Source organism: Halomonas saccharevitans, from assembly GCF_032333995.1.
Taxonomy (GTDB): Bacteria; Pseudomonadota; Gammaproteobacteria; order Pseudomonadales; family Halomonadaceae; genus Halomonas; species Halomonas saccharevitans.
Genome location: NZ_JAVXUR010000004.1, coordinates 161,795 through 184,780, shown reverse-complemented (window position 1 = coordinate 184,780; position 22,986 = coordinate 161,795). Strand labels below are relative to the sequence as shown.

General features: G+C 67.0%; 18 protein-coding genes and 3 tRNA genes. 5 read left to right on the top strand and 16 right to left on the bottom strand.

The window, feature by feature from the left end:
• Nucleotides 1-140 precede the first annotated feature (140 nt).
• Both lexA and RSO68_RS11305 read left to right on the top strand, forming a co-directional pair.
• On the top strand, nucleotides 141-611 hold the full coding sequence (lexA, locus tag RSO68_RS11310; RefSeq protein WP_089848511.1) for a transcriptional repressor LexA: 471 nt from the start codon (nucleotides 141-143) through the stop codon (nucleotides 609-611).
• Nucleotides 611-1,231, top strand: a complete 621-nt coding sequence (locus tag RSO68_RS11305; RefSeq protein ID WP_315586655.1) for an IMPACT family protein — start codon at nucleotides 611-613, stop codon at nucleotides 1,229-1,231. Before lexA ends, RSO68_RS11305 begins: the two co-directional genes overlap by 1 nt.
• Before the next feature lie 119 nt (nucleotides 1,232-1,350).
• Here the strand turns inward: RSO68_RS11305 and RSO68_RS11300 are convergent, their stop codons facing one another.
• From RSO68_RS11300 to RSO68_RS11290, 3 genes are read right to left on the bottom strand one after another with little or no spacing between them, the layout of a single operon-like run.
• Entirely contained in the window at nucleotides 1,351-2,676 is a 1,326-nt protein-coding gene (locus tag RSO68_RS11300) for a sodium ion-translocating decarboxylase subunit beta (RefSeq protein ID WP_089848509.1), read from the bottom strand.
• Nucleotides 2,677-2,687: 11 nt separating this feature from the next.
• Nucleotides 2,688-4,511 (bottom strand): sodium-extruding oxaloacetate decarboxylase subunit alpha, encoded by a 1,824-nt coding sequence (oadA, locus tag RSO68_RS11295; RefSeq protein ID WP_315586654.1) that lies wholly within the window; start codon nucleotides 4,509-4,511, stop codon nucleotides 2,688-2,690.
• A 51-nt stretch (nucleotides 4,512-4,562) separates the two neighbouring features.
• Nucleotides 4,563-4,811, bottom strand: coding sequence for an OadG family protein (locus RSO68_RS11290; protein ID WP_089848507.1), 249 nt, complete (start codon nucleotides 4,809-4,811; stop codon nucleotides 4,563-4,565).
• Nucleotides 4,812-4,982: 171 nt separating this feature from the next.
• On the opposite strand from RSO68_RS11290, the gene RSO68_RS11285 reads away from it, so the two are divergent.
• Nucleotides 4,983-5,963, top strand: coding sequence for a tRNA dihydrouridine synthase (locus RSO68_RS11285; RefSeq protein ID WP_089848506.1), 981 nt, complete (start codon nucleotides 4,983-4,985; stop codon nucleotides 5,961-5,963).
• Between the two features lie 330 nt (nucleotides 5,964-6,293).
• Here RSO68_RS11285 and RSO68_RS11280 read toward each other — a convergent pair.
• The 9 genes from RSO68_RS11280 to RSO68_RS11240 all read right to left on the bottom strand — a co-directional run bounded on the left by RSO68_RS11280 (nucleotide 6,294) and on the right by RSO68_RS11240 (nucleotide 13,475).
• Nucleotides 6,294-6,370, bottom strand: a tRNA-Arg gene (locus RSO68_RS11280).
• Nucleotides 6,371-6,443: 73 nt separating this feature from the next.
• Nucleotides 6,444-6,520: transfer RNA gene (locus RSO68_RS11275), tRNA-Arg, on the bottom strand.
• 21 nt (nucleotides 6,521-6,541) lie between these two features.
• Nucleotides 6,542-6,634 (bottom strand) — tRNA-Ser (locus tag RSO68_RS11270).
• A 112-nt stretch (nucleotides 6,635-6,746) separates the two neighbouring features.
• Nucleotides 6,747-6,941 (bottom strand): carbon storage regulator CsrA, encoded by a 195-nt coding sequence (gene csrA, locus RSO68_RS11265; RefSeq protein ID WP_089848505.1) that lies wholly within the window; start codon nucleotides 6,939-6,941, stop codon nucleotides 6,747-6,749.
• A 201-nt stretch (nucleotides 6,942-7,142) separates the two neighbouring features.
• Nucleotides 7,143-8,393 (bottom strand): aspartate kinase, encoded by a 1,251-nt coding sequence (locus RSO68_RS11260; protein WP_089848504.1) that lies wholly within the window; start codon nucleotides 8,391-8,393, stop codon nucleotides 7,143-7,145.
• A 105-nt stretch (nucleotides 8,394-8,498) separates the two neighbouring features.
• Complete coding sequence (gene alaS, locus RSO68_RS11255; RefSeq protein ID WP_089848503.1) at nucleotides 8,499-11,108, bottom strand: alanine--tRNA ligase; 2,610 nt, start codon at nucleotides 11,106-11,108, stop codon at nucleotides 8,499-8,501.
• Between the two features lie 167 nt (nucleotides 11,109-11,275).
• Nucleotides 11,276-11,761, bottom strand: a complete 486-nt coding sequence (locus RSO68_RS11250) for a regulatory protein RecX (RefSeq protein WP_315586653.1) — start codon at nucleotides 11,759-11,761, stop codon at nucleotides 11,276-11,278.
• A 3-nt stretch (nucleotides 11,762-11,764) separates the two neighbouring features.
• Nucleotides 11,765-12,829, bottom strand: coding sequence for a recombinase RecA (gene recA, locus RSO68_RS11245; RefSeq protein WP_089848501.1), 1,065 nt, complete (start codon nucleotides 12,827-12,829; stop codon nucleotides 11,765-11,767).
• Between the two features lie 133 nt (nucleotides 12,830-12,962).
• Nucleotides 12,963-13,475 carry a CinA family protein gene (locus RSO68_RS11240; RefSeq protein WP_315586652.1) on the bottom strand — a complete coding sequence of 171 codons (513 nt, stop codon included), beginning with the start codon at nucleotides 13,473-13,475 and terminating at the stop codon, nucleotides 12,963-12,965.
• 153 nt (nucleotides 13,476-13,628) lie between these two features.
• On the opposite strand from RSO68_RS11240, the gene mutS reads away from it, so the two are divergent.
• Nucleotides 13,629-16,217 carry a DNA mismatch repair protein MutS gene (gene mutS, locus RSO68_RS11235; protein WP_315586651.1) on the top strand — a complete coding sequence of 863 codons (2,589 nt, stop codon included), beginning with the start codon at nucleotides 13,629-13,631 and terminating at the stop codon, nucleotides 16,215-16,217.
• 158 nt (nucleotides 16,218-16,375) lie between these two features.
• Nucleotides 16,376-16,699, top strand: coding sequence for a ferredoxin FdxA (fdxA, locus tag RSO68_RS11230; protein WP_089848498.1), 324 nt, complete (start codon nucleotides 16,376-16,378; stop codon nucleotides 16,697-16,699).
• 643 nt (nucleotides 16,700-17,342) lie between these two features.
• Here the strand turns inward: fdxA and eno are convergent.
• The 4 genes from eno to RSO68_RS11210 form a co-directional block, all read right to left on the bottom strand.
• Entirely contained in the window at nucleotides 17,343-18,635 is a 1,293-nt protein-coding gene (gene eno / locus RSO68_RS11225) for a phosphopyruvate hydratase (protein ID WP_089848497.1), read from the bottom strand.
• 35 nt (nucleotides 18,636-18,670) lie between these two features.
• Nucleotides 18,671-19,537, bottom strand: a complete 867-nt coding sequence (gene kdsA, locus RSO68_RS11220) for a 3-deoxy-8-phosphooctulonate synthase (protein WP_315586650.1) — start codon at nucleotides 19,535-19,537, stop codon at nucleotides 18,671-18,673.
• A gap of 5 nt (nucleotides 19,538-19,542) precedes the next feature.
• A complete protein-coding gene (locus RSO68_RS11215) occupies nucleotides 19,543-21,198 on the bottom strand; it encodes a CTP synthase (protein ID WP_089848495.1) in 1,656 nt (551 codons plus the stop codon).
• Nucleotides 21,199-21,516: 318 nt separating this feature from the next.
• Nucleotides 21,517-22,938: an FAD-dependent oxidoreductase gene (locus tag RSO68_RS11210; RefSeq protein ID WP_089848494.1), complete on the bottom strand. Its 1,422-nt coding sequence runs from the start codon at nucleotides 22,936-22,938 to the stop codon at nucleotides 21,517-21,519.
• Between the last annotated feature and the right edge of the window lie 48 nt (nucleotides 22,939-22,986).

The window sequence follows — 22,986 nt, the reverse complement described above, 5'->3', positions numbered from 1 at the left end:
GGGCGGGTTGCGGCAGCCGGTCGCACTTGCCCTGAGTCAAGCCAGGCGTGGACAGCTTTCCCTTGCCAGTTTGCGACCGGCTGCTATGCTCGTAAAACACTGTATGTATCGACAGGGTTAGACGACCGGGGAGAGACCGCATGCCCAACGTCACACCGCAGTACCTGCAGCGCCGACCCAACCTGCCACTGGCCGAAGCCTGGGAGGCCATCGAGGCCGACGCCCTGACCGAAATCCCGATGCTGGGCCAGGTCTCGGCGGGCATGCCCATCGAGGCCTGTCCGGAGGCCGGCAGCATCCGCGTGCCGACGACCATGGTGCGCCGCAACACCTACGCCCTGCGGGTACGCGGCGACTCCATGGTCGATTGCAATATCTTCGACGGGGATGTGATCATCATCGAACGCCGCGAGAGCGCCGAGAACGGCGAGACCGCCGTGGTGATGATCAATGACCAGGAGGTCACCCTGAAGAAGTTCTACATCGAGAAGTCGGGCGTTCGCCTGCAGCCGGCCAACGAGCGCATGGCGCCGATCTACCTGCGCAACGACGACGTCCAGGTGATCGGCCTGGTGATGGGCGTGGTGCGCCAGACGGAACTGGCCGCCTGATGCGCTACGTAGTACCCGACCTGCCGCCCGACCACCGGCACGAGAGCGAGCTCGAGGTGGAGAAGAGCCGCTTCATCGCCTGGATCTGCCACGCGCCGAATACGGCCGCCTTCGAGGTGATGCTCGCCGAGGCCCGCCGGCTCCATCCCCACGCCAGCCACCATTGCACGGCCTGGATCGCCGGCCCGCCCGGCGAGCAGACCGCCATCGGCTTCTCCGACGACGGCGAACCCGGCGGCACCGCCGGGCGCCCGATGTTCCAGGTGCTGGACGGCGCGGCCCTCGGTCAGGTGGGCAGCGTGGTGACCCGCTACTTCGGCGGCACCAAGCTCGGCACCGGCGGCCTGGCCCGCGCCTATTCCCGGGCCGTCGCCCAGGCGCTGGAGACGCTGCCCCGGCGCGAGGTGGTCGAGCGCTCACCCCTGCGCCTGAAGGTCGACTTCGCCGGCGAGGCCGAGGCCCGCGCCTGGCTGGCCGAGCGCGACGTGCCGGTCGAACAGGCCGACTACGGCGCCGAAGGGGTAGCGCTGACCGTGGGCTGGCCGAACGATGCGCCCGTCGAGCTGAGCGCGCTTTCGACGCGCCTGCGCGGGCGCCTCGCCCTGCTGCAGGACGACTGAACGCTCCTACCCAGACGAAACGACCCTACCCGGACGCAAGGTCCCGCCCCATCGACCGATGCCCATCACATAAAAAACGGCGCCCGAAGGCGCCGTTTGTGCTGGCGGGACGCTCGACCTCAGCCGAGGTACTTGATCATCACCCCGGCGGCCACCGCCGAGCCGATCACCCCGGCCACGTTGGGCCCCATGGCGTGCATCAGCAGGAAGTTGTGGGGATTGGACTCGAGCCCCACCTTGTTGGAGACCCTTGCTGCCATGGGCACCGCCGAGACGCCGGCGGAGCCGATCAGCGGATTGATCGGCATCTTGCTGACGGTGTTCATCAGCTTGGCCATCAGGATGCCGCAGGCCGTGCCGATGGCGAAGGCCACCATGCCCAGCGCCAGGATGCCCAGCGTCTCCACCGCCAGGAAGCGCTCGGCGATCAGCTTGGACCCCACCGACAGCCCCAAAAAGATCGTCACGATGTTGATCAGGGCGTTCTGGGTGGTGTCGGAGAGACGCTCCACCACGCCGCTCTCGCGCATCAGGTTGCCGAAGCAGAACATCCCCAGAAGCGGCGCCGCATCGGGCAGGAAGAGCACCACCAGGATCAGCAGGCTGAGCGGGAAGACGATCTTCTCCAGCTTGGAGACCGGACGCAGCTGCGTCATGGTGATCTCGCGCTCCCGCTTGCTGGTCAGCGCCTTCATGATCGGCGGCTGGATCAGCGGCACCAGCGCCATGTAGGAGTAGGAGGCCACGGCGATAGCACCCAACAGCTCCGGCGCCAGGATGCTCGAGACGTAGATCGAGGTGGGGCCGTCGGCGCCGCCGATGATGCCGATGGCGGCGGCCTGATTGAGCGAGAAGTCCATCCAGCCCATGGCCGACATGCCCACCGCCCCGAGCAGGGTGGCGAAGATGCCGAACTGCGCCGCCGCGCCTAAAAACAGGGTGCGCGGATTGGCCAGCAGCGGGCCGAAGTCGGTCATCGCGCCCACGCCCATGAAGATCACCAGCGGCGCGATGCCCGAGGCGATGGCCACGCTGTAGAACTGGTAGAGCATGCCGTGGGCGTAGCCGCCGTCCATGGCCACGTCGTTGGCGGCGCGCACCAGGGCCGGCGAGATGTCGCCGTGCAGCACCTCGGCGAGGCTGTGCCGCCAGGCCTCGATCCCGCCGGCCGGGTCCAGGCTGAGCTGCAGGGCCTGGGCCATCTGCTCGAGCAGCGCCGGCGACGCCATGTGCGCCGCCTGCTCGGCGGCCGACAGGGCGAGGCCCGCCTCGGGGATGTTAGCCAGGATGCCGCCGAAGCCGATCGGCACCAGCAGCAGCGGCTCGAACTTCTTCTGGATGGCGAGGTAGAGCAGCCCCAGCCCCACCAGCACCATCACGGCCTGGCCCAGGGTCAGGTTGTAGAGCCCCGAGCCGTACCAGAGGGTCAATATCTTTTCTGACATGAAAACCGTCCTCAGAGCTCGATCAGGACGTCACCGACGGCGACGCTGTCGCCCTCGCCGACCTTGATGGCGGAGACGGTGCCGGCGCTCGCCGCCCGTACCTCGGTCTCCATCTTCATGGCCTCGAGGATGATCACCACGTCACCCTCGGCGACGCTGTCGCCCTCGCGCACGTTGACCTTGAAGATGTTGCCGGCCAGCGGCGCGGTGATGCTCTCACCCGAGGGCGCGGCCGGAGCCGGGGCGCTCGCGGCCGGCTGGCTGCCGCCCTGCTCGGCCACCTGGCCGATCTCGCCGCCCTCGGCGACCTCAACCACGTACTGCTTGCCATTGACGGTGACGGTGTAGGTCTCGGGGCCGGCCGACGCCGGGGCCTCGGTCACGCCCTTCTGGGCGGCGGCGGCCGGCAGACTGGCCGGCTGCGCCTCGGCGGCCTGGGGCGCCGGCTCGAAGGCGTCGGGGTTGTCGCGGTTCTGCAGGAACTTCAGGCCGATCTGCGGATAGAGCGCATAGGTCAGCACATCGTCGATCTCGCGCTCGCCCTCGGCGAGGCGGATGCCCTGCTCCTTGGCCTTCTCCTTGAGCTCGGCGGTCAGGGTCTCCATCTCGGGCTCGAGCCGATCGGCGGGACGGCAGGTGATCGGCTCGCCTCCGTCCAGCACGCGCGCCTGCAGCTCCTCGTTGAAGGGGGCCGGCGCGGCGCCGTACTCGCCCTTGAGAACCGCCTGCACCTCCTTGGAGATGGACTTGTAGCGGCTGCCCATCATCACGTTCATCACCGCCTGGGTGCCGACGATCTGCGAGGTCGGGGTGACCAGCGGGATGAAGCCCAGGTCCGCGCGGACCCGCGGGATCTCGGCGAGCACGTCGTCGAGCTTGTCGGCGGCGCCCTGCTCCTTGAGCTGGCCTTCCATGTTGGTGAGCATGCCGCCCGGCACCTGGGCGACCAGGATGCGCGAGTCGATGCCCTTGAGCGAGCCCTCGAAGGCGGCGTACTTCTTGCGCACCTCGCGGAAGTAGGCGGCGATCTCCTCGAGCAGTTCCAGGTCCAGGCCGGTGTCGCGCTCGGTGCCCTGAAGCATGGCGACCAGCGATTCGGTCGGGCTGTGGCCGTAGGTCATCGACATGGAGGAGATCGCCGTGTCGACGTTGTCGATGCCCGCCTCGGCAGCCTTCAGCGCCGTGGCGGTCGAGAGGCCGGTAGTCGCGTGGCACTGCATGTGGATCGGGATGTCCACGACCTTCTTGAGCTTGCTGACCAGTTCAAAGGCGTCGTAGGGCTTGAGCAGGCCGGCCATGTCCTTGATCGCCAGGGAGTCGGCGCCCATGTCGGCGATGGTCTTGCCGAGCTCGACCCAGCCGTCCAGGGTGTGTACCGGGCTCACCGTATAGGAGAGCGTACCCTGAGCGTGGCCCTCGACCCGGCGCACGGCCTGGATAGCTCGCTCGAGGTTGCGCGGATCGTTCATGGCGTCGAAGACGCGGAACACGTCGACGCCGTTGGTCTTGGCCCGCTCGACGAATCTGTCCACGAGATCATCGCCATAGTGGCGGTAGCCGAGCAGGTTCTGGCCGCGCAGCAGCATCTGCTGCGGGGTGTTGGGCATCGCCTCCTTCAACGCCCGTATCCGCTCCCACGGATCCTCGCCGAGATAGCGGATACAGGCGTCGAAGGTGGCGCCGCCCCAGGATTCCAGCGACCAGAAGCCGACACGATCGAGCTTCTCGGCGATCGGCAGCATGTCGTCCAGGCGCATGCGCGTGGCGAACAGCGACTGATGGGCGTCGCGCAAGACGACATCGGTGATGCCGAGCGGGCGTGTCTTGTCATTCATGGTATTGACCTTGTCGTTATGAATGGGAGGGGAGAAGGCGGGGCGCTCGCCTCAGCGCTTATGGCGCTGGCGATAGCGGTGCACCGCCGCGCTGATGACCACGGTGAGGTCATCGTCCTGGCGCGCGGCCGGGGCACGGGAATCACGGGCGGCGGGAGCGACCGGTTCGGGGAAGAAGCGGCCGATCGTCTTGGACATCAACGTGGTGACGCCCACCAGCACGGTAAGAAAAACAAAGACAAACCCCATGCCGAGGCCCATCAGAGAGAGACCCTCGTGTATCAGCTGCGAATCCTGCATGCGAATTCTCCTGACTCTTACGGCAAGTTGGGCGAGATACGGCAAAAAAACCCGACTTGCGCATTTTTTGTGATCATATAACCTGCCAGATCCCCGACAGATTGCAATGGCGTCATGGTGGAAGTCAGCGTTGTTAATTTACTACATAAGGGCCGGATCGGCCTAGCACCCATGGAGGGGGTCATCGATGCGGTGACCCGCGACCTGCTGACGCGCGCCCCCGGCTTCGACTGGGTGGTGACCGAGTTCGTGCGCGTGGTCGATGCTCGGCTGCCACCCCGCGTCTTCTACAAGCACTGCCCGGAGCTGGTGGCCGACACGCCCCCCGCCACCCCGAGCGGCGTGCCGGTAACGCTGCAGCTGCTGGGCTCCGACCCCGCGGCGCTGGCCGCCAATGCCCGCCAGGCGCTGCACCTCGGCGCCACCGGCGTGGACCTCAATTTCGGCTGCCCCGCCAAGCTGGTCAACCGCCACGACGGCGGCGCCTCGCTGCTGCGCGACCCGCGCCGCGTGCATGCCGCCGTGGCGGCGGTGCATGCGGCCGTGGGCGAGGCGATCCCGGTGACCGCCAAGGTCCGCCTGGGCTTCGCCGACCGCCGCCTGGCGCTGGCCTGCGCGCTGGCCACCCAGGATGCCGGCGCCCAACGGCTGGTGGTCCACGGCCGCACCCGGGACGAGGGCTACCGCCCCCCCGCCCACTGGGAGTGGATCGGCCGGATCCGCCAGCGCCTGTCCATTCCGGTGGTCGCCAACGGCGACATCTGGACCCTGGAAGACTACTGGAAGGCGCGCACGCTCTCCGGCTGTCGCGACGTGATGCTCGGCCGCGGCGCCCTGGCCGACCCTCGCCTGGCGGGCCGCATCCGCCACTGGCAGGCCACCGGCGAACGCCTGCCGGAGACGCCCTGGCACGAACGGGCGGCGATTCTCGCCGAGTTTGCTGCAACGCAGCGTAGCACGCTGCCCGACCGCGTCGTCACCTCGCTGCTCAAACAGTGGCTCAACCATATGCGCCAGCGCGATGCCGAGGCCGCCCGACGCTTCCAGGCGCTCAAGCGCATCACCCACCTGGACACCCTGCTCGAGGGGCTGGTCACGCCCCTGCCCTGCTCCACCCCCCAGGCCACTGCCGAGGCGACGCTCGGCGCCTAGCCACGCCTTCATGCCCTCCTCCGCCTCACGGGCGACACAGGCCAGACGGCCCGAGACAACCACCACAGGCCAGAGAAGGGCGCCAGACACGAAAAGGCGCTTCGCAGATCAGCTTAATATAGGTGTGGTTCGCGGGATCCCCGCCTCCTCGTGAACGACCGCTTCCCGACAACGTACGATAAACCAAAAAAAGAGGCGCACGTCGCAATGCGACGGCGCCCCAAACGATCGCGGAGCCGGGGCCCATCCTGGGCGCAACCGGTCCGGCTAGCGAGAAAACATCGAAACAAAACAGAAGACCCGCCCTCATGGTGAGGACGGGTCTGAATCTGGCGCGCCCGGGAGGATTCGAACCTCCGACCACCTGATTCGTAGTCAGGTACTCTATCCAGCTGAGCTACGGGCGCGAAAGGCAACGAGCAGACTCATTGCGGGGACGGGTACGACAGCGTGAAGCGGTCGATCTCATCCGGTTGAAGATGGCGCGCCCGGGAGGATTCGAACCTCCGACCACCTGATTCGTAGTCAGGTACTCTATCCAGCTGAGCTACGGGCGCTTTATCTTCACGTGTCGATAATGGCGGAGAGGGAGGGATTCGAACCCTCGAAGAGGCTATAAACCCCTTACTCCCTTAGCAGGGGAGCGCCTTCAGCCACTCGGCCACCTCTCCCTCATCGGCACGGTGCGTATCCTACCGTTCTATAAGGCCATTGTCCAGCGGTCCCGGCAATTTTTCGATAACGATCCATGGAAAAACGGCGCACGACCTGGCCACCCGAGTCCTAAACGTCACTGTCGACGTCGGGGTCGGACTTCTCGCGCTGGATGCGCTGGTAGATTTCCTCGCGATGTACGGCGACATCCTTGGGCGCATTGACGCCAATACGCACCTGGTTGCCCTTGACGCCAAGGACGGTGACGGTGACGTCGTCACCGATCATCAGGGTTTCGCCAACACGGCGGGTCAGGATGAGCATGACTGATCTCCTTCTCAGACTTCGGGCTACGGGATGCTCGCCGGGAGGGACGACATCGCTGCATTGTGCGACAACTCGTCGTCCCTGACCACTGATGCCAGCCAATGGCCGGCCAGCAACACGTTGAAAGAAGGCTCCTCGACACGCGTATCGGCGATCCTTGCTAGAAGCGTAGAAGGTGTCGGCGACGCGAGTGAGCCCTTATTCCTGCTCGATGCTGCGCTTGTCGAGACCGAACGCCTTGTGCAGCGCCTTGACCGCCAGCTCCATGTGCTTCTCGTCGATCACCACGGAGATCTTGATCTCGGAGGTGGAGACCATCCGGATATTGATGTTCTCGTCGGCCAGCACGCGGAACATCTTGGAGGCCACCCCGGCGTGCGAGCGCATGCCCACGCCGACCAGTGAGACCTTGGCGATATTGTCGTCGCCGCGCAGGTCGCCGCCGCCGAGATCGGGAATCACCTGATCCTGGAGGATCTTCATGGTCTGGCGGTAGTCGCCCTTGGCCACGGTGAAGGTGAAGTCGGTGTAGTCGCCGGCAGGCGCCACGTTCTGCACGATCATGTCGATCTCGATGTTGGCATCGGCGATCGGGCCCAGAATGCGCGAGGCAACGCCCGGCACGTCCGGGGTGTTGAGCAGGGTGAGCTTGGCCTCGTTGGCGGTGAAGGCGATACCGGAGATCAGCGGTTCTTCCATGGAATCCTCGTCTTTATCAGAGTCTGCAATGATCAGGGTGCCGGGGCCGCCCTCGAAGCTGGACAGCACGCGCAGCGCGACGTTGTACTTGCCGGCGAACTCGACGGCGCGGATCTGCAGGACCTTGGAGCCAAGGCTCGCCAGTTCCAGCATCTCCTCCACGGTGATGGTCTCAAGGCGCTGCGCCTTGGAGCAGACCCGCGGGTCGGTGGTGTAGACGCCGTCGACGTCGGTATAGATCTGGCACTCATCGGCGTTGAGCGCCGCGGCCAGGGCCACGCCGGTGGTGTCAGAGCCGCCACGACCGAGGGTAGTGATGTTGCCCTCCTCGTCGACGCCCTGAAAGCCGGCGACCACTACCACCTGACCCGCGTCCAGATCGGCCTGCAGCTCGTCGGTCTCGATGCGCTGGATGCGCGCCTTGGTGTGGGCGCTGTCGGTCTGAATGCCCACCTGGGAGCCGGTGTAGGAGGTCGCCGGCACGCCCAGCTTGTGCAGGGCCATGGCCAGCAGCGAGATGGTGACCTGCTCGCCGGTGGAGACCAGCATGTCCATCTCACGCGGCGTCGGCTCGTCGTTGATCTCATTGGCCATGCCGATCAGGCGGTTGGTCTCGCCGCTCATGGCGGAGACCACGACCACGATCTGGTGACCCTGGTCGCGAAAGCCCTTGACCTTCTCGGCCACGGCCTTGATGCGCTCCACGGAGCCCACCGAGGTGCCGCCGAATTTTTGTACGTATAGTGCCATTTGCCGTTTTCCCTCGCTTGTCGAGTGCGCATAGCGCTCGGATGAGTGAAAGGTGTCCAGATACGACGAGGGCCGGTGCATCGCTGCTACCGGCCCTCGTGCATCCTACTTCAGTCGCTCCTCGACCCAGACGGGTACGCTCTCAAGCGCACCCGGCAGGGCCGAAACATCGCTGCCGCCGGCCTGAGCCATATCGGGTCGGCCGCCGCCCTTGCCGCCGACCTGGGAGGCCACGTGGTTGACCAGCTCGCCGGCCTTGACACGGCCGGTGAGGTCGTCGGTCACACCGGCGATCAGGCTGACCTTGCCGGCCTCGGCGTCGGCGACGCCCAGCACCACGATGCCGGAGCCCAGCTTGTTCTTGAGCTGATCGAGCATGCCGCGCAGCTCCTTGCCGGCCACGCCGTCGAGGCGCTTGGCCAGCACCTTGATGCCCTGGACCTCATGGGCCTCGCTGAGCATGTCGTTGCCGGCGGCGCTGGCCAGCTTGGCCTTGAGCCGCTCGAGCTCCTTCTCCAGGGTGCGGTTGCGCTCTAGCAGCGAGTCGACGCGCTCCTCGGCCTGCTCCGGCTTGGCCTTGAGCCGCTCACCAATGCGGTTCAGGCGCGCCTCCTGCTCACGGAACCAGGCCAGCGCGCCCGCGCCGGTGATCGCCTCGATGCGCCGCACGCCGCTGGCGATGCCCGCCTCGCTGACGATGTGGAAGCAGCCGATGTCGCCGCTGCGGGCGACGTGGGTGCCGCCGCACAGCTCGATGGAGAAATCGTCGGCGCCGATGGTCAGCACGCGCACGCTGTCGGCGTACTTGGCCTCGAACAGCGCCGCCGCGCCGCGCTCCTTGGCCTGGTCGAGAGTCATCTGCTCGGTGCGCGTCGCCGCGTTGGCCAGAATCTGCTCGTTGACCAGGCGCTCCACCTCGGCCAGCTGCTCGCCGGTCATCGGCTCGAAGTGGCTGAAGTCGAAGCGCAGGCGCTCGGGGGTGACCAGCGAGCCCTTCTGCTGGACGTGATCGCCGAGCACCATGCGCAGCGCCTTGTGCATCAGGTGAGTCGCCGAGTGGTTACGCACCGTGGCGGCGCGCAGGCTGGCGTCGACCCGGGGATGCACCTCGGCGCCCACGGCCAGCGCCCCTTCGAGGAGCACGCCGTGGTGCAGGTGATGGCCGGCCTGCTTCTGGGTATCGGTGACCAAAAAGCGCCCGCCCTCGAGCTCCAGGTAGCCGGTATCGCCGACTTGGCCGCCGGACTCGCCGTAGAACGGCGTGCGGTCGAGCACCACGACGCCGCGCTGCTCGGGCGCCAGCTCGGCCAGGGCGTTGCCCTCACGATCGACGAGGGCGGTGACCGTAGCGCGATCCTCCAGCTGCTCATAGCCGGTGAAGGCGGTCTCGCCTTCGAGCTCGATCGCCGCTGTGTAGTCGGCGCCGAACTGGCTGGCCGCACGGGCGCGCTCGCGCTGGGCCTCCAGCGCCGCCTTGAAGCCGGCCTCGTCGAGGCGGACGTCGCGCTCGCGGCAGACGTCGGCGGTCAGGTCATAGGGGAAGCCGTAGGTGTCGTAGAGCTTGAAGACCGTCTCGCCGGGCAGGGTATCGCCCTCGAGGCCGGCCAGCGCCTCCTCGAGCAGGCCCATGCCGTGCTCCAGGGTACGGGCGAACTGCTCCTCTTCCTTGAGCAGTACGCGCTCGATCTGATGGCGTGCCTCGCGAAGCTCCGGGTAGGCCTCGCCCATCTCTGCGTCCAGCGCCCCCACCAGCTTGTGGAAGAAGTTGCCGCGCGCGCCGAGCTTGTGGCCGTGGCGGATGGCGCGGCGGATGATCCGGCGCAGCACGTAGCCGCGCCCCTCGTTGGAGGGCAGCACGCCGTCGGCGATCAGGAAGGCGCAGGAGCGGATATGATCGGCGATCACCCGCAGCGAGGGGGCGGTGGTGTCACTGTGCCCGGTGGCCTGACTCGCGGCTTCCAGCAGGTGCTGGAAGAGGTCGATCTCATAGTTGGAGTGCACGCCCTGCATCACCGCGGCGATACGCTCCAGGCCCATCCCGGTGTCGATGGAGGGCTTGGGCAGCGGATTCAGGGTGCCGGCCGCGTCACGATCGAACTGCATGAACACCAGGTTCCAGATCTCGATGTAGCGGTCGCCATCCTCTTCCGGGCTGCCGGGCGGGCCACCCCACACCTCGGGTCCGTGATCGAAGAAGATCTCGGAGCTCGGCCCGCAGGGACCGGTGTCGCCCATCTGCCAGAAGTTGTCCTCATCGAGCGTCGAGAAGCGCTCGGGGTCGATGCCCATCTCGTCCTTCCAGATGCGCTCGGCCTCGTCGTCGCTGATGTGCACCGTGACCCACAGCTTCTCCTTGGGCAGCCCCAGTACCTCGGTCAGGAAGGTCCAGGCGAAGCGGATGGCATCGCGCTTGAAGTAGTCGCCGAAGCTGAAGTTGCCCAGCATCTCGAAGAAGGTGTGGTGGCGAGCGGTGTAGCCGACGTTGTCCAGGTCGTTGTGCTTGCCGCCGGCACGCACGCATCGCTGGGAGGAAGTGGCGCGCACGTAGGGGCGCGGATCACGCCCCAGGAAGACGTCCTTGAACGGCACCATGCCGGCGTTGGTGAACAGCAGGGTCGGGTCGTTGCCCGGCACCAGCGAGCTCGAGGGCACGATGGTGTGTCCCTGCTCCTCGAAGAAACTCAGGAAAGCCTGTCTGATGTCTGCGCTTTTCATGGGGTATCCGTAGCGATGAGCATGGTGGCCCGGTGGGTCGGCAAGCGGCGTGTCGATGCCGGTATCGGCTCGCCACTGCGCCACAGGAGCGCCACCCGGGGCATTCGCAAAGGGGGGCATTATAGCGCAGTTGTCAATCGACTGAAGGGGAGTAGGCCGATGCGGGCTCAGTCGTCGGTCGACCAGGCCGTTTCCAGAGCGTGGCGCACCTGGTCGAAATCGAAGCCGCGGCCGGCCAGGAAGCGCTCGCGCCGGGCGCGCTCGCGAGGGGTGTCGCCCGGGCCGGGAAAGCGCCGCGCCAGGGCCTCGCGGGCGAGGGCGAACCAGTCGCCCTCGCCGCGCCGGGCGGCCTCGTCGAAGGCGTGGCGAATCTCCTCGCGATCCAGCCCGCGACGCTCCAGGTCGAGGCGAATCTTCATGGGCCCCTGGCCGCGCAGGATGCGCGAGCGCAGAAACCCCTCGGCGAAGCGCTCGTCGGACTGCAGGCCCTGATCCACCAGGGCCTCGAGGCACTCGGCGATTGCCTCGGCCTCGTGCCCCTTGGCCGCCAGCCGCTCGGCGAGCTCCTGGCGCGAATACTCGCGACGGGCCAGCAGGCGGATGGCGTCGCTGCGGGGCGTCGACTCGCCGCCCCCGGAGGCATCACCGAGCATGGCTTAGGCCCGGTCGTCGCCGCCTTCCTCGGCGGCCAGCGTTTCGTCGGCGGCCTCTTCCTGCTTCGGCTCCACCGGGGTGAGCAGCTGGGCGCGGATCTGGCTCTCGATCTCCTCCATCACCGCCGGGTTGTCCTCGAGGAACTGGGCGGCGTTGGCCTTGCCCTGACCGATCTTGTTGCCCTGATAGCTGTACCAGGCGCCAGCCTTGTCGACCAGCTTGCACTGCACGCCGAGATCGACCACCTCGCCGGCATGGTAGATCCCCTTGCCGTAGAGGATCTGGAACTCGGCCTGGCGGAACGGCGGCGCCACCTTGTTCTTGACCACCTTGACCCGGGTCTCGTTGCCGGTCACCTCGTCACCCTGCTTGACCGAGCCGGTGCGGCGGATATCCAGGCGCACACTGGAGTAGAACTTCAGCGCGTTGCCGCCGGTGGTGGTCTCGGGGCTGCCGAACATCACGCCGATCTTCATGCGGATCTGGTTGATGAACACCACCATGCAGTTGGCGTTCTTGATGTTGCCGGTGATCTTGCGCAGCGCCTGGGACATCAGGCGCGCCTGCAGGCCGACGTGGGAGTCGCCCATCTCGCCCTCGATCTCGGCACGCGGCGTCAGCGCCGCCACCGAGTCGATGATGATCACGTCGACGCCGCCGGAGCGCACCAGCATGTCGCAGATCTCCAGCGCCTGCTCCCCGGTGTCCGGCTGGGAGACCAGCAGGTCATCGAGGTTGACGCCGAGCTTCTCGGCATAGCTCGGATCTAGGGCATGCTCGGCGTCGATGAAGGCGCAGGTTTTGCCCTGCTTCTGGGCCTGGGCGATCACCGACAACGTGAGGGTGGTCTTGCCCGAGGACTCCGGGCCGAAGATCTCGACCACCCGGCCAAGGGGCAGCCCGCCGATGCCGAGCGCGATGTCCAGGCCCAATGAACCGGTGGAGACCGACGGCATCACCACGCGGGGCGCATCGCCCAGGCGCATCACGGTGCCCTTGCCGAACTGGCGCTCGATCTGGGAGAGGGCAGCATTCAGCGCCTTGCTGCGGTTTTCGTCCTGAGCCATGAAGGAACTCCTAAAAGATAGCGAATGAGGCGTGGCGGATGAGGGTAACGACGGCCGGCAACCACTGTATGACTGCACAGTAGTATGGCGAAAAATTCGGGCCGCGACCAGCGTCGAGGCGAGCCGGTGACGATCAGGAAGGCGCTAGCCGCCGCACCAGGCCGGCCAGCGCCTCGCGCACGGCCTGCTCGCGCACCGCGGCGCGATCGCCGGGGAAACGAAGGCAGGCCGACTCGGCCCCCTCGGCGCTCCCCCAGGCCAGCCAGACGGTGCCCACGGGCTTTTCAGCGCTGCCGCCGCCGGGGCCGGCCACCCCGCTGACCGCTACGCCCAGCCCAGCGCCGCTGTCGCGACAGGCGCCGACGACCATCGCCTCGACGACCTCGCGACTCACCGCGCCGTGCTCGGCCAGCAGCGTCTCGGGCACGCCGAGCAGACGAGCCTTGGCGCTGTTGGCATAGGTCACGTAGCCGAACTCGAACCAGGCGGAGCTGCCGGCGACGGCGGTGATGGCGCTGGCCACTCCGCCGCCGGTGCAGGACTCCGCCGCGGTGACGGTAATGCCCCGTGCGCGGCAGCGCTCGCCGAGCAACTCGGCGAGGCCCCGTAGATCATGGCGCTCGAGATCCTCGGCGTGCGAGGTCATGGCCTTCCTCCCTGACGATAGTGACCCGCCGGCGGCCTGACGTCGACCGCCCTTGAGCGTAGAATACTGGCTTTGCCCGAGACATGCATGGCGTGCCCGACGCCGGTCTCCCCGCAACTCGCCACCCTCTTCACAGGACGTCCAAGGAAGCCCATGTCACAGGCCAGCGCCCAGCATACCCCGATGATGAGCCAGTTCCTGAAGATCAAGCGCGAGCACCCCGACGTGCTGCTCTTCTACCGCATGGGCGACTTCTACGAGCTGTTCTTCGACGACGCCAGGCGCGCCGCCGCGCTGCTCGACATCACCCTCACCCAGCGCGGCCAGTCGGCCGGCCAGCCGATCCCCATGGCCGGCGTGCCCTACCACAGCGCCGAGGGCTACCTGGCGCGACTGGTGGCTGCCGGGGAGTCGGTGGCGATCTGCGAGCAGATCGGCGACCCGGCGACCAGCAAGGGGCCGGTGGAGCGGCGCGTGGTGCGCATCGTCACCCCCGGGACCCTCTACGACGAGGCGCTGCTGGATGCCCGTCGCGACAACCTGCTGGTGGCCATGGCGCCGCTCGGCGAGCGCTGGGGGCTTTCCTGGCTGGAACTCTCCAGCGGGCGCTTCAGCGTGCTGGAGGTCGAGGGCGAAGGCGAGATGCTCGCCGAGCTCACGCGCCTGGACCCGGCCGAGCTGCTGGTCGCCGAGAGCCTGTCGCTGCCGCCGGCCCTGGCGGAGCGCCGCGGCCTGCGCCGCCAGAGCGACTGGCTGTTCGACCTCGAGAGCGCGACGCGCACCCTGTGCGACCAGTTCCAGGTCCAGGACCTGCGCGGCTTCGGCTGCGCCCACCTGGAGGCGGCCCTCACCGCCGCCGGGGTGCTGATCGACTATGCCCGCGACACCCAGCGCACGGCCCTGCCCCACGTCACCGCCATTGGCGTGGAGAGCCGCGACGACGCCGTGGTGATCGATGCGGCCAGCCGGCGCAACCTGGAGATCGACGTCAACCTCGGCGGCACCGCCGACAACACCCTGGCCAGCGTGCTCGACACCACCGCCACGGCCATGGGCTCGCGGCTGCTCAAGCGCTGGCTCAACCGCCCGCTGCGCGACCGCGACCAGGTCGGCGCCCGCCAGGCGGCGGTGGCGCTGCTGCTCGACGACGCGGGCTTCGAGCCCCTGCGCGATTCGCTCAAGGCGATCGGCGACATCGAGCGCATCCTCGCCCGAGTGGCCCTCTACAGCGCGCGACCCCGAGACCTCGCGCGCCTGCGCGACGCCCTGGTCGCCCTGCCCGCCCTCGAGGCCGAACTCACGCACTACGCCGAGGGCACCTCGCTTGACGAGCTCCGGCGACATATCCATCCCTACCCGGACCTCGCCGACACCCTGCACCGCGCCCTGGTGGAGAACCCGCCGGTGGTGATCCGCGACGGCGGGGTGATCGCCGAGGGCTTCGATGCCGAGCTCGACGAGCATCGCGGGCTCGCCGAGCACGCCGGCGACTACCTGGTGGCCCTGGAGACCCGGGAGCGCGAGCGCACCGGGCTCGCCGGCCTCAAGGTCGGCTACAACCGGGTCCACGGCTACTACATCGAGATCCCCCGCGCCCAGGCCCGGGACGCCCCGGTGGACTACGTGCGCCGCCAGACCCTCAAGAACGCCGAGCGCTTCATCATCCCCGAACTCAAGGAGTTTGAGGACAAGGCGCTGTCAGCCAAGTCCCGAGCCCTGGCCCGGGAGAAGCTGCTCTACGACGGTCTGCTCGACACCCTGAACGCCGAGCTCGCCGCGCTGCAGGGCACCGGCCGGGCGCTGGCGGGGCTCGACGTGCTGTGCGCCTTCGCCGAGCGCGCCCAGGCGCTTGGGTTCGTGCGACCGTCGCTGCCCGAGGCGCCGGGCATCGACATCCGCGGCGGGCGCCACCCGGTGGTCGAGCAGGTCAGCGAGGCGCCCTTCGTGCCCAACGACCTGGTCATGGACGACGCGCGCAGGATGCTGGTCATCACCGGCCCCAACATGGGCGGCAAGTCGACCTACATGCGCCAGGCGGCGCTGATCACCCTGCTCGCCCATACCGGCAGCTTCGTGCCGGCGGATGCGGCCGCCATCGGCCCGGTGGATCGCATCTTCACCCGCATCGGCTCCTCGGACGACCTGGCCGGCGGGCGCTCCACCTTCATGGTCGAGATGACCGAGACCGCCAGCATCCTGCACAACGCCACCGACCAGAGCCTGGTGCTGATGGACGAGATCGGCCGCGGCACCAGCACCTTCGACGGCCTGTCGCTGGCCTGGGCCAGCGCCGAACACCTGACGCGCAGCCGAGCCTTCACTCTGTTTGCCACCCACTACTTCGAGATGACGGCCCTGCCCGAGCAGGCCGAGGGGGTGACCAACGTGCACCTGACGGCCGCGGAGCACCGCGACGGCATCGTCTTCATGCACCGGGTGGAGGATGGCCCGGCCAGCCAGAGCTACGGCCTGCAGGTGGCCCAGCTCGCCGGCGTGCCACAGGCGGTGATCGCCCGCGCCCGTGAGAAGCTGGCCATCCTCGAGCAGCAGGAGATCGACCAGGGCAGCCGGCTGCCGACGACCGCGGCCAGTGACGAGCGAGCTACCGGCGCACCCCGTCAGGCCGACCTCTTCGCCAGCACGCCCCATCCGCTGGTCGAGCAGCTGGGCGAACTCAATCCCGACGCGCTGTCGCCACGCGAGGCCCTAGAGCTGCTCTACCGCTGGAAAGAGGCGCTGTGAATGGCCGACAATGACGGCCCGACGCGCTTGCGGGGGCCCCGTGCCGCGACTAGAATGGCTCGACCAAAAGCCTTGAAATTATAAGAAATGATTTTCTTATAACCAATATCGAATCAATGACTATCGGCCACGCCCCGGCCGGAGAATGGGAGACTGGCATGACATTCGTCGTCACCGAGAACTGCATCAAGTGCAAGTACACCGACTGTGTCGAGGTCTGCCCGGTGGACTGCTTCTACGAGGGTCCCAATTTTCTGGTGATCCATCCCGATGAGTGCATCGACTGCGCGCTCTGCGAGCCGGAGTGTCCCGCCGAGGCGATCTTCTCGGAGGATGAGCTGCCGGAGGGCCAGGAGGCGTTCATCGAGATCAATGCCGAACTCTCCGAGGTGTGGCCCAACATCAGCGAAAAGCAGGACCCGCCGGAAGACGCGGAGACCTGGGACGGCAAGCCGGGCAAGCTGGAGCTGCTCGAGCGCTGAGGATCACGGCCTGAGCGGGCCCGCCAGACACGACTACGCCGGATGTCTCTCGACATCCGGCGTAGTCGCAGTGTCCTGGGCCAAGCCGCCAACCGCTCGGTCAAATAAGCCTTCGATCAAAAAGCGCTCGATCAAAAAAACTCCCGGCCACAAAAACTCTCGGCCACAAAAACTCTCGGCCACAAAAAAGGCGGCCCGCAGGCCGCCCGCTCCCAGCCAATCCTTGAGCGGCTCCCTCCGCTCGACTCCCGTGATGACGTCCCTGCCCGGGGGCGGCGTCCTGCCGCGCCGAGCGCATCACTCTTACTTGCATCCCAATGCATCCTGCCGGAAATCGTTACCGCTCTCCCTAATCCCTGAGGCATTGTGACACGCCAGCCCGATCACACAAGCTCACCAACGGCGGCTTGCGAGACTCCCCGGCACCCTACCCTTCGCGACCAAAAACCAAAAAAATCCTTTAAAAACAACAAAATAAAAAGGGCCAACCCCCTGCGGGGTCGGCCCTGTCTGATGCACGAATAGCGAATGTCTTCGTCACCGTGTAAGCGATCTCCTACACGAGATCACGCCAAAGGCAACGCTGTTCGCTTACTCGAAGCACTTACTTGAAACACTTACTTGAAACACTTACTCGAGGTGCTTACTGGCCCTTGATCGCGGCGCGTCCCGGGTAGTCGACCCCGTCGCCCAGTTCCTGCTCGATCACCAGCAGACGGTTGTACTTGGCGACGCGATCCGAGCGGCACAGCGAGCCGGTCTTGATCTGACCGGCACAGGTGCCCACCGCGAGATCGGCGATGGTGGTGTCCTCGGTCTCGCCGCTGCGATGGGAGATCACCGCGGTGAAGCCGGCATCCTGGGCCATGCGCACGGCCTCCAGGGTCTCGGAGAGCGAGCCGATCTGGTTGAACTTGATCAGGATGGAGTTGCCGATCTGCTCGTCGATGCCGCGCTTGAGGATCCGGGTGTTAGTGACGAAGAGATCATCGCCCACCAACTGGACCTTGTCGCCGAGCTTGTCGGTCAGGGCCTGCCAGCCATCCCAGTCAGACTCGTCCATGCCGTCCTCGATGGAGACGATGGGGTACTGGTCGCAAAGCCCGGCCAGGTAGTCGGTGAAGCCCGCGGCGTCGTAGGTCTTTCCCTCGCCGGACAGGTTGTACTCGCCGTCCTTAAAGAATTCGGAGGAGGCGCAGTCCAGCGCCAGGGTCACGTCGCTGTCGAGCCCGTAGCCGGCATTGGAGACGGCCTCCTTGATCACCGCCAGCGCCTCGGCGTTGGAGGCGAGGTTCGGCGCGAAGCCGCCCTCGTCGCCCACCGCGGTGGAGAGGCCACGGGCGGAGAGCACCTTCTTCAGGGCGTGGAAGATCTCGGCGCCCATGCGCAGGCCTTCGCGGAAGCTCGGCGCGCCTACCGGCTGGATCATGAACTCCTGGATGTCGACGTTGTTGTCGGCATGCTCGCCGCCGTTGAGGATGTTCATCATGGGTACCGGCATCAGGTAGCGGCCCGGCTGACCGAAGAGCTCGGCGATATGGGCGTAGAGCGGCACGCCCTTAGCGGTGGCGGCGGCCTTGGCGGCGGCCAGGGAGACGGCCAGGATGGCATTGGCGCCGAGCGTGGCCTTGTTGTCGGTGCCGTCGAGCACGCGCATGGCATCGTCCAGGCCGCTCTGATCGCAGGCATCCATGCCGATCAGGCGCTCGCGAATCGCGCCGTTGATGGCCTCCACGGCCTTCAGCACGCCCTTGCCCAGGTAGCGACTCTTGTCGCCGTCACGCAGCTCCAGGGCCTCGCGGGAGCCGGTGGAGGCGCCACTCGGGGCGCACGCCACGCCGATGGCGCCGCTCTCCAGGCGCACTTCGGCCTGGACGGTTGGATTGCCGCGTGAGTCCAGCACCTCGAGGGCGCGGATATCGACGATATGGGTCATCTTGTTGGTCCTTGTCGTGTCAGCGTTGGGAAGAATCAGGAAATCTCGAGCGGCGCGAATCCCTTGACCAGGTCATCGAGGGCCTTCAGCTGGGCCAGGAAGGGTTCCAGGCGATCCAGCGGCAGGGCGCAGGGGCCGTCGCACTTGGCGTTGTCCGGGTCGGGGTGGGCCTCGAGGAAGAGTCCCGCCAGGCCCACCGCCACACCGGCGCGGGCCAGCTCGGCGACCTGAGCACGCCGACCATCGGCACTGTCGGCCCGGCCGCCCGGGCGCTGCAGGGCGTGGGTGACATCGAAGAAGACGGGATAGCCCGTCTGCTTCATGTCGCCGAAGCCCAGCATGTCGACGATCAGGTTGTTGTAGCCGAAGCTGGACCCGCGCTCGCAGAGCAGCAGCTTGTCGTTACCGGCCTCCTCGCACTTGCGCAGGATATGGCGCATCTCGTGGGGGGCCAGGAACTGCGGCTTCTTGATGTTGATCACCGCCCCGGTCTCGGCCATGGCCACGACGAGATCGGTCTGGCGCGCCAGGAAGGCCGGCAGCTGGATGATGTCGGCCACCTCGGCCACCGGCGCGGCCTGCCAGGGCTCGTGCACATCGGTGATGATCGGCACCCCGAAGCGCTCCTTCACCTCGGCCAGTATTTCCAGGCCCTTGTCGAGGCCCGGGCCGCGGAAGGAGTGGATGGAGCTGCGGTTGGCCTTGTCGAAGCTGGCCTTGAAGACGTAGGGCATGCCGAGGCGAGCGGTCACCTCGGCATAGGTCTGGGCCACCTCGAGGGCCAGCTCACGGGACTCCAGCACGTTCATGCCGCCGAGCAGCATCAACGGCAGGGAGTTGCCGGCCTCGAGGCCGGCAATGCCGATGTGACGCTCCGGGGTCTCGCCTTTCGATGCCGACATCGGGCTCACTCCTGGTGGGCGGACTGGGCGCGCGTGCGCGCCGTCTTGTGCTCCAGCGCCGCGCTGACGAAGCCGGTGAACAGCGGGTGGCCGTCGCGGGGCGTGGAGGTGAACTCGGGGTGGAACTGGCAGGCGACGTACCAGGGGTGATCCGCCAGCTCGACCACTTCCACCAGAGAGTTGTCGACGCTCTTGCCGGAGACCACCAGGCCGGCCTGCTCGAGCTCACCGATGAACTGGTTGTTGACCTCGAAGCGATGGCGGTGGCGCTCGACGATCTCGTCGCTGCCGTAGGCCTCGCGGGCCTTGCTGCCGGCCTTGAGCTGACAGACCTGGCCGCCCAGGCGCATGGTGCCGCCCAGATCGGAGGCCTCGTCGCGCAGCTCGACCTTGCCCTCGGGGCTCAGCCACTCGGTGATCAGACCCACGACCGGGTGCTGGGTATCGTGGGTGAACTCAGTGGAGTCGGCGTCGTTCCAGCCGGCCACGTGGCGCGCGAACTCGATCACCGCCACCTGCATGCCGAGGCAGATGCCGAGGTAGGGAATGCCGTTCTCGCGGGCGTAGCGGGCCGTGGCGATCTTGCCCTCGACGCCGCGCTCGCCGAAGCCGCCGGGCACCAGGATGGCATCCTTGCCGGCCAGGCGCTCAGCGCCGTGGTGCTCGATGTCCTCGGAGTCGATGTAGTCGACGTTGACCTTGATGCGCGACTGGATGCCGGCATGGATCAGCGCCTCGTTGAGCGACTTGTAAGCGTCGAGCAGCTCCATGTACTTGCCGACCATGGCGATGTTGACCGACTTCAGCGGGTTGAGCTTGGCATCGAGCACCTTCACCCACTCGCCGAGGTCCGCCTCGCCGGGCTCCAGGCGCAGCTTGTCGCAGACGATGTCATCGAGGCCGCGCTCATGGAGCATCAGCGGGATGCGGTAGATGGTGTCGGCATCCTGCAGCGGGATGACCGCCCGCTCCTCGACGTTAGTGAACAGCGCGATCTTGCGACACTCGGTCTCCTCGAGCTCCACCTCGCTGCGACAGATCAGGATGTCCGGCTGGATACCGATCGAGCGCAGCTCCTTGACGCTGTGCTGGGTCGGCTTGGTCTTGGTCTCGCCGGCCGTCTTGATGTAGGGCACCAGGGTCAGGTGCATGAAGATCGCCCGGCTCGCGCCCAGCTCGCTTCTGATCTGGCGGATCGATTCCAAAAACGGCAGCGATTCGATGTCGCCTACGGTGCCGCCGATCTCGACCAGCGCCACGTCGAAGCCCTTGCCGCCCTCATAGACCCGACGCTTGATCTCGTCGGTGATGTGCGGGATGACCTGCACGGTGCCGCCCAGGTAGTCGCCGCGACGCTCCTTGCGCAGCACGTGCTCGTAGACGCGGCCGGTGGTGAAGTTGTTGGCCTGGGTCATCTTCGTACGAATGAAGCGCTCGTAGTGGCCCAGGTCCAGGTCGGTCTCGGCCCCATCCTCGGTGACGAACACCTCGCCGTGCTGGAAGGGGCTCATGGTGCCCGGATCCACATTGATGTAGGGATCGAGCTTGAGCATGGTGACCTTGAGGCCGCGTGCCTCGAGAATCGCCGCCAGCGAGGCCGACGCGATGCCCTTGCCGAGAGAGGACACAACGCCGCCGGTCACGAAGATATATCGTGTCATGGAGAACCTGTCGAAACGTGATCGGTAGGCACGGCAGGAAGCCGGGCCAGGATGGGACGACAGACTAGCAGAATGCGACCAAAGGCTCAATTTCAGCGCCGCGCGCCAAGCGGCATGGAGGCTCTTCTGCTGGCACCCGACAAGCGGTGCCGACGAGGCTAGCGGCGCCGGGGGCAGGTCGGTGAAGGGGCCCTACGCCAGGGACGGCGTCGGTAGCGCCCAAGGAGGGGTTCACAGCGCCCCTTCATAGACCTGCCGCCGGGAAAGCCGCGGGGGAAAAAGCCACCGAAACCGGCGGCTTCGAGCGTCACCCGCTATTTACACCTGCAGATAGTCGAGGATGCCCTCGCCGGCCTGACGTCCCTCGTAGATGGCGGTGACCACCAGGTCGGAGCCGCGCACCATGTCGCCACCGGCGAAGATCTTCTCGTTGGTGGTCTGGAACGGGTGGGCACGCCCCGCCTCCGGTGCCGTGACCCGGCCGCGCTCGTCGATCTCGATGCCCACGGTCTCGAACCAGGGGGCCGGGCTCGGCTGGAAGCCGAAGGCCACCACCACGGCGTCCGCGGGAATCACCTCCTCGGAGCCGGGCACCACCTCCGGGCGCTGGCGACCGTTCTCGTCGGGCTCGCCGAGCCGGGTGCGCACCACCTTCACGCCCTCGACCTTGCCCTCGCCGACCACCGCCACCGGCTGACGGTTGAACAGGAACTCCACGCCCTCCTCGCGGGCGTTGGCCACCTCGCGCTTGGAGCCCGGCATGTTCTCCTCGTCGCGGCGATAGGCGCAGGTCACGCTTGCCGCCCCCTGGCGGATAGCCGTGCGGTTGCAGTCCATGGCGGTGTCGCCGCCGCCCAGTACCACCACGCGCTGGCCCTTCAGCGAGGTGTACTCGTGGGGCTCCTTCTCGAAGCCCAGGCAGTGGTTGACGTTGGCGATCAGGTAGTCGAGCGCCTTGTGCACCCCGGGCAGATCCTCGCCGGGGAAGCCGCCCTCCATGTACTTGTAGGTACCCATGCCCAGGAAGACGGCATCGTACTCCTCGAGCAGGGCATCGAAGGCGATGTCCTTGCCCACCTCGACGCCGAGGCAGAACTCGATGCCCATCTCCTCGAAGACCGCGCGGCGACGCTCCATCACCGTCTTGTCGAGCTTGAACTCCGGGATGCCGAAGGTCAGCAGCCCGCCGATCTCGGGGTACTTGTCGAACACCACCGGCTTGACGCCGTTGCGCACCAGGATGTCGGCGCAGCCCAGGCCCGCCGGGCCGGCGCCGATCACCGCCACCTTGCGACCGGTCGCGGTGACCTTGGAGAGATCCGGACGCCAGCCCATGGCGAAGGCGGTGTCGGTGATGTACTTCTCCACCGAACCGATGGTCACGGCGCCGAAGCCGTCGTTGAGGGTGCAGGCACCTTCGCAGAGGCGATCCTGGGGACAGACTCGCCCGCACACCTCGGGCAGCGAGTTGGTCTTGTGGCACAGCTCCACCGCCTCGAGGATGTTGCCCTCGCTGACCAGCTGCAGCCAGTTGGGAATGTAGTTGTGGACCGGACACTTCCACTCGCAGTAGGGGTTGCCGCAGTGCAGGCAGCGATGCGCCTGCCCGGCCGCCTCCTGGGGCTTGTAGGGCTCATAGATCTCGGCGAACTCCCGTGCCCGGGTCCGCGCCGCCTTCTTCTCGGGGTCCTGGCGACCCACGTCGATAAACTGGAAATCGTTGCTCAAACGGTTGGCCATGAAACTCTTCCTCTATACGAACACGAACCTGATCGGGACGCCGACGGC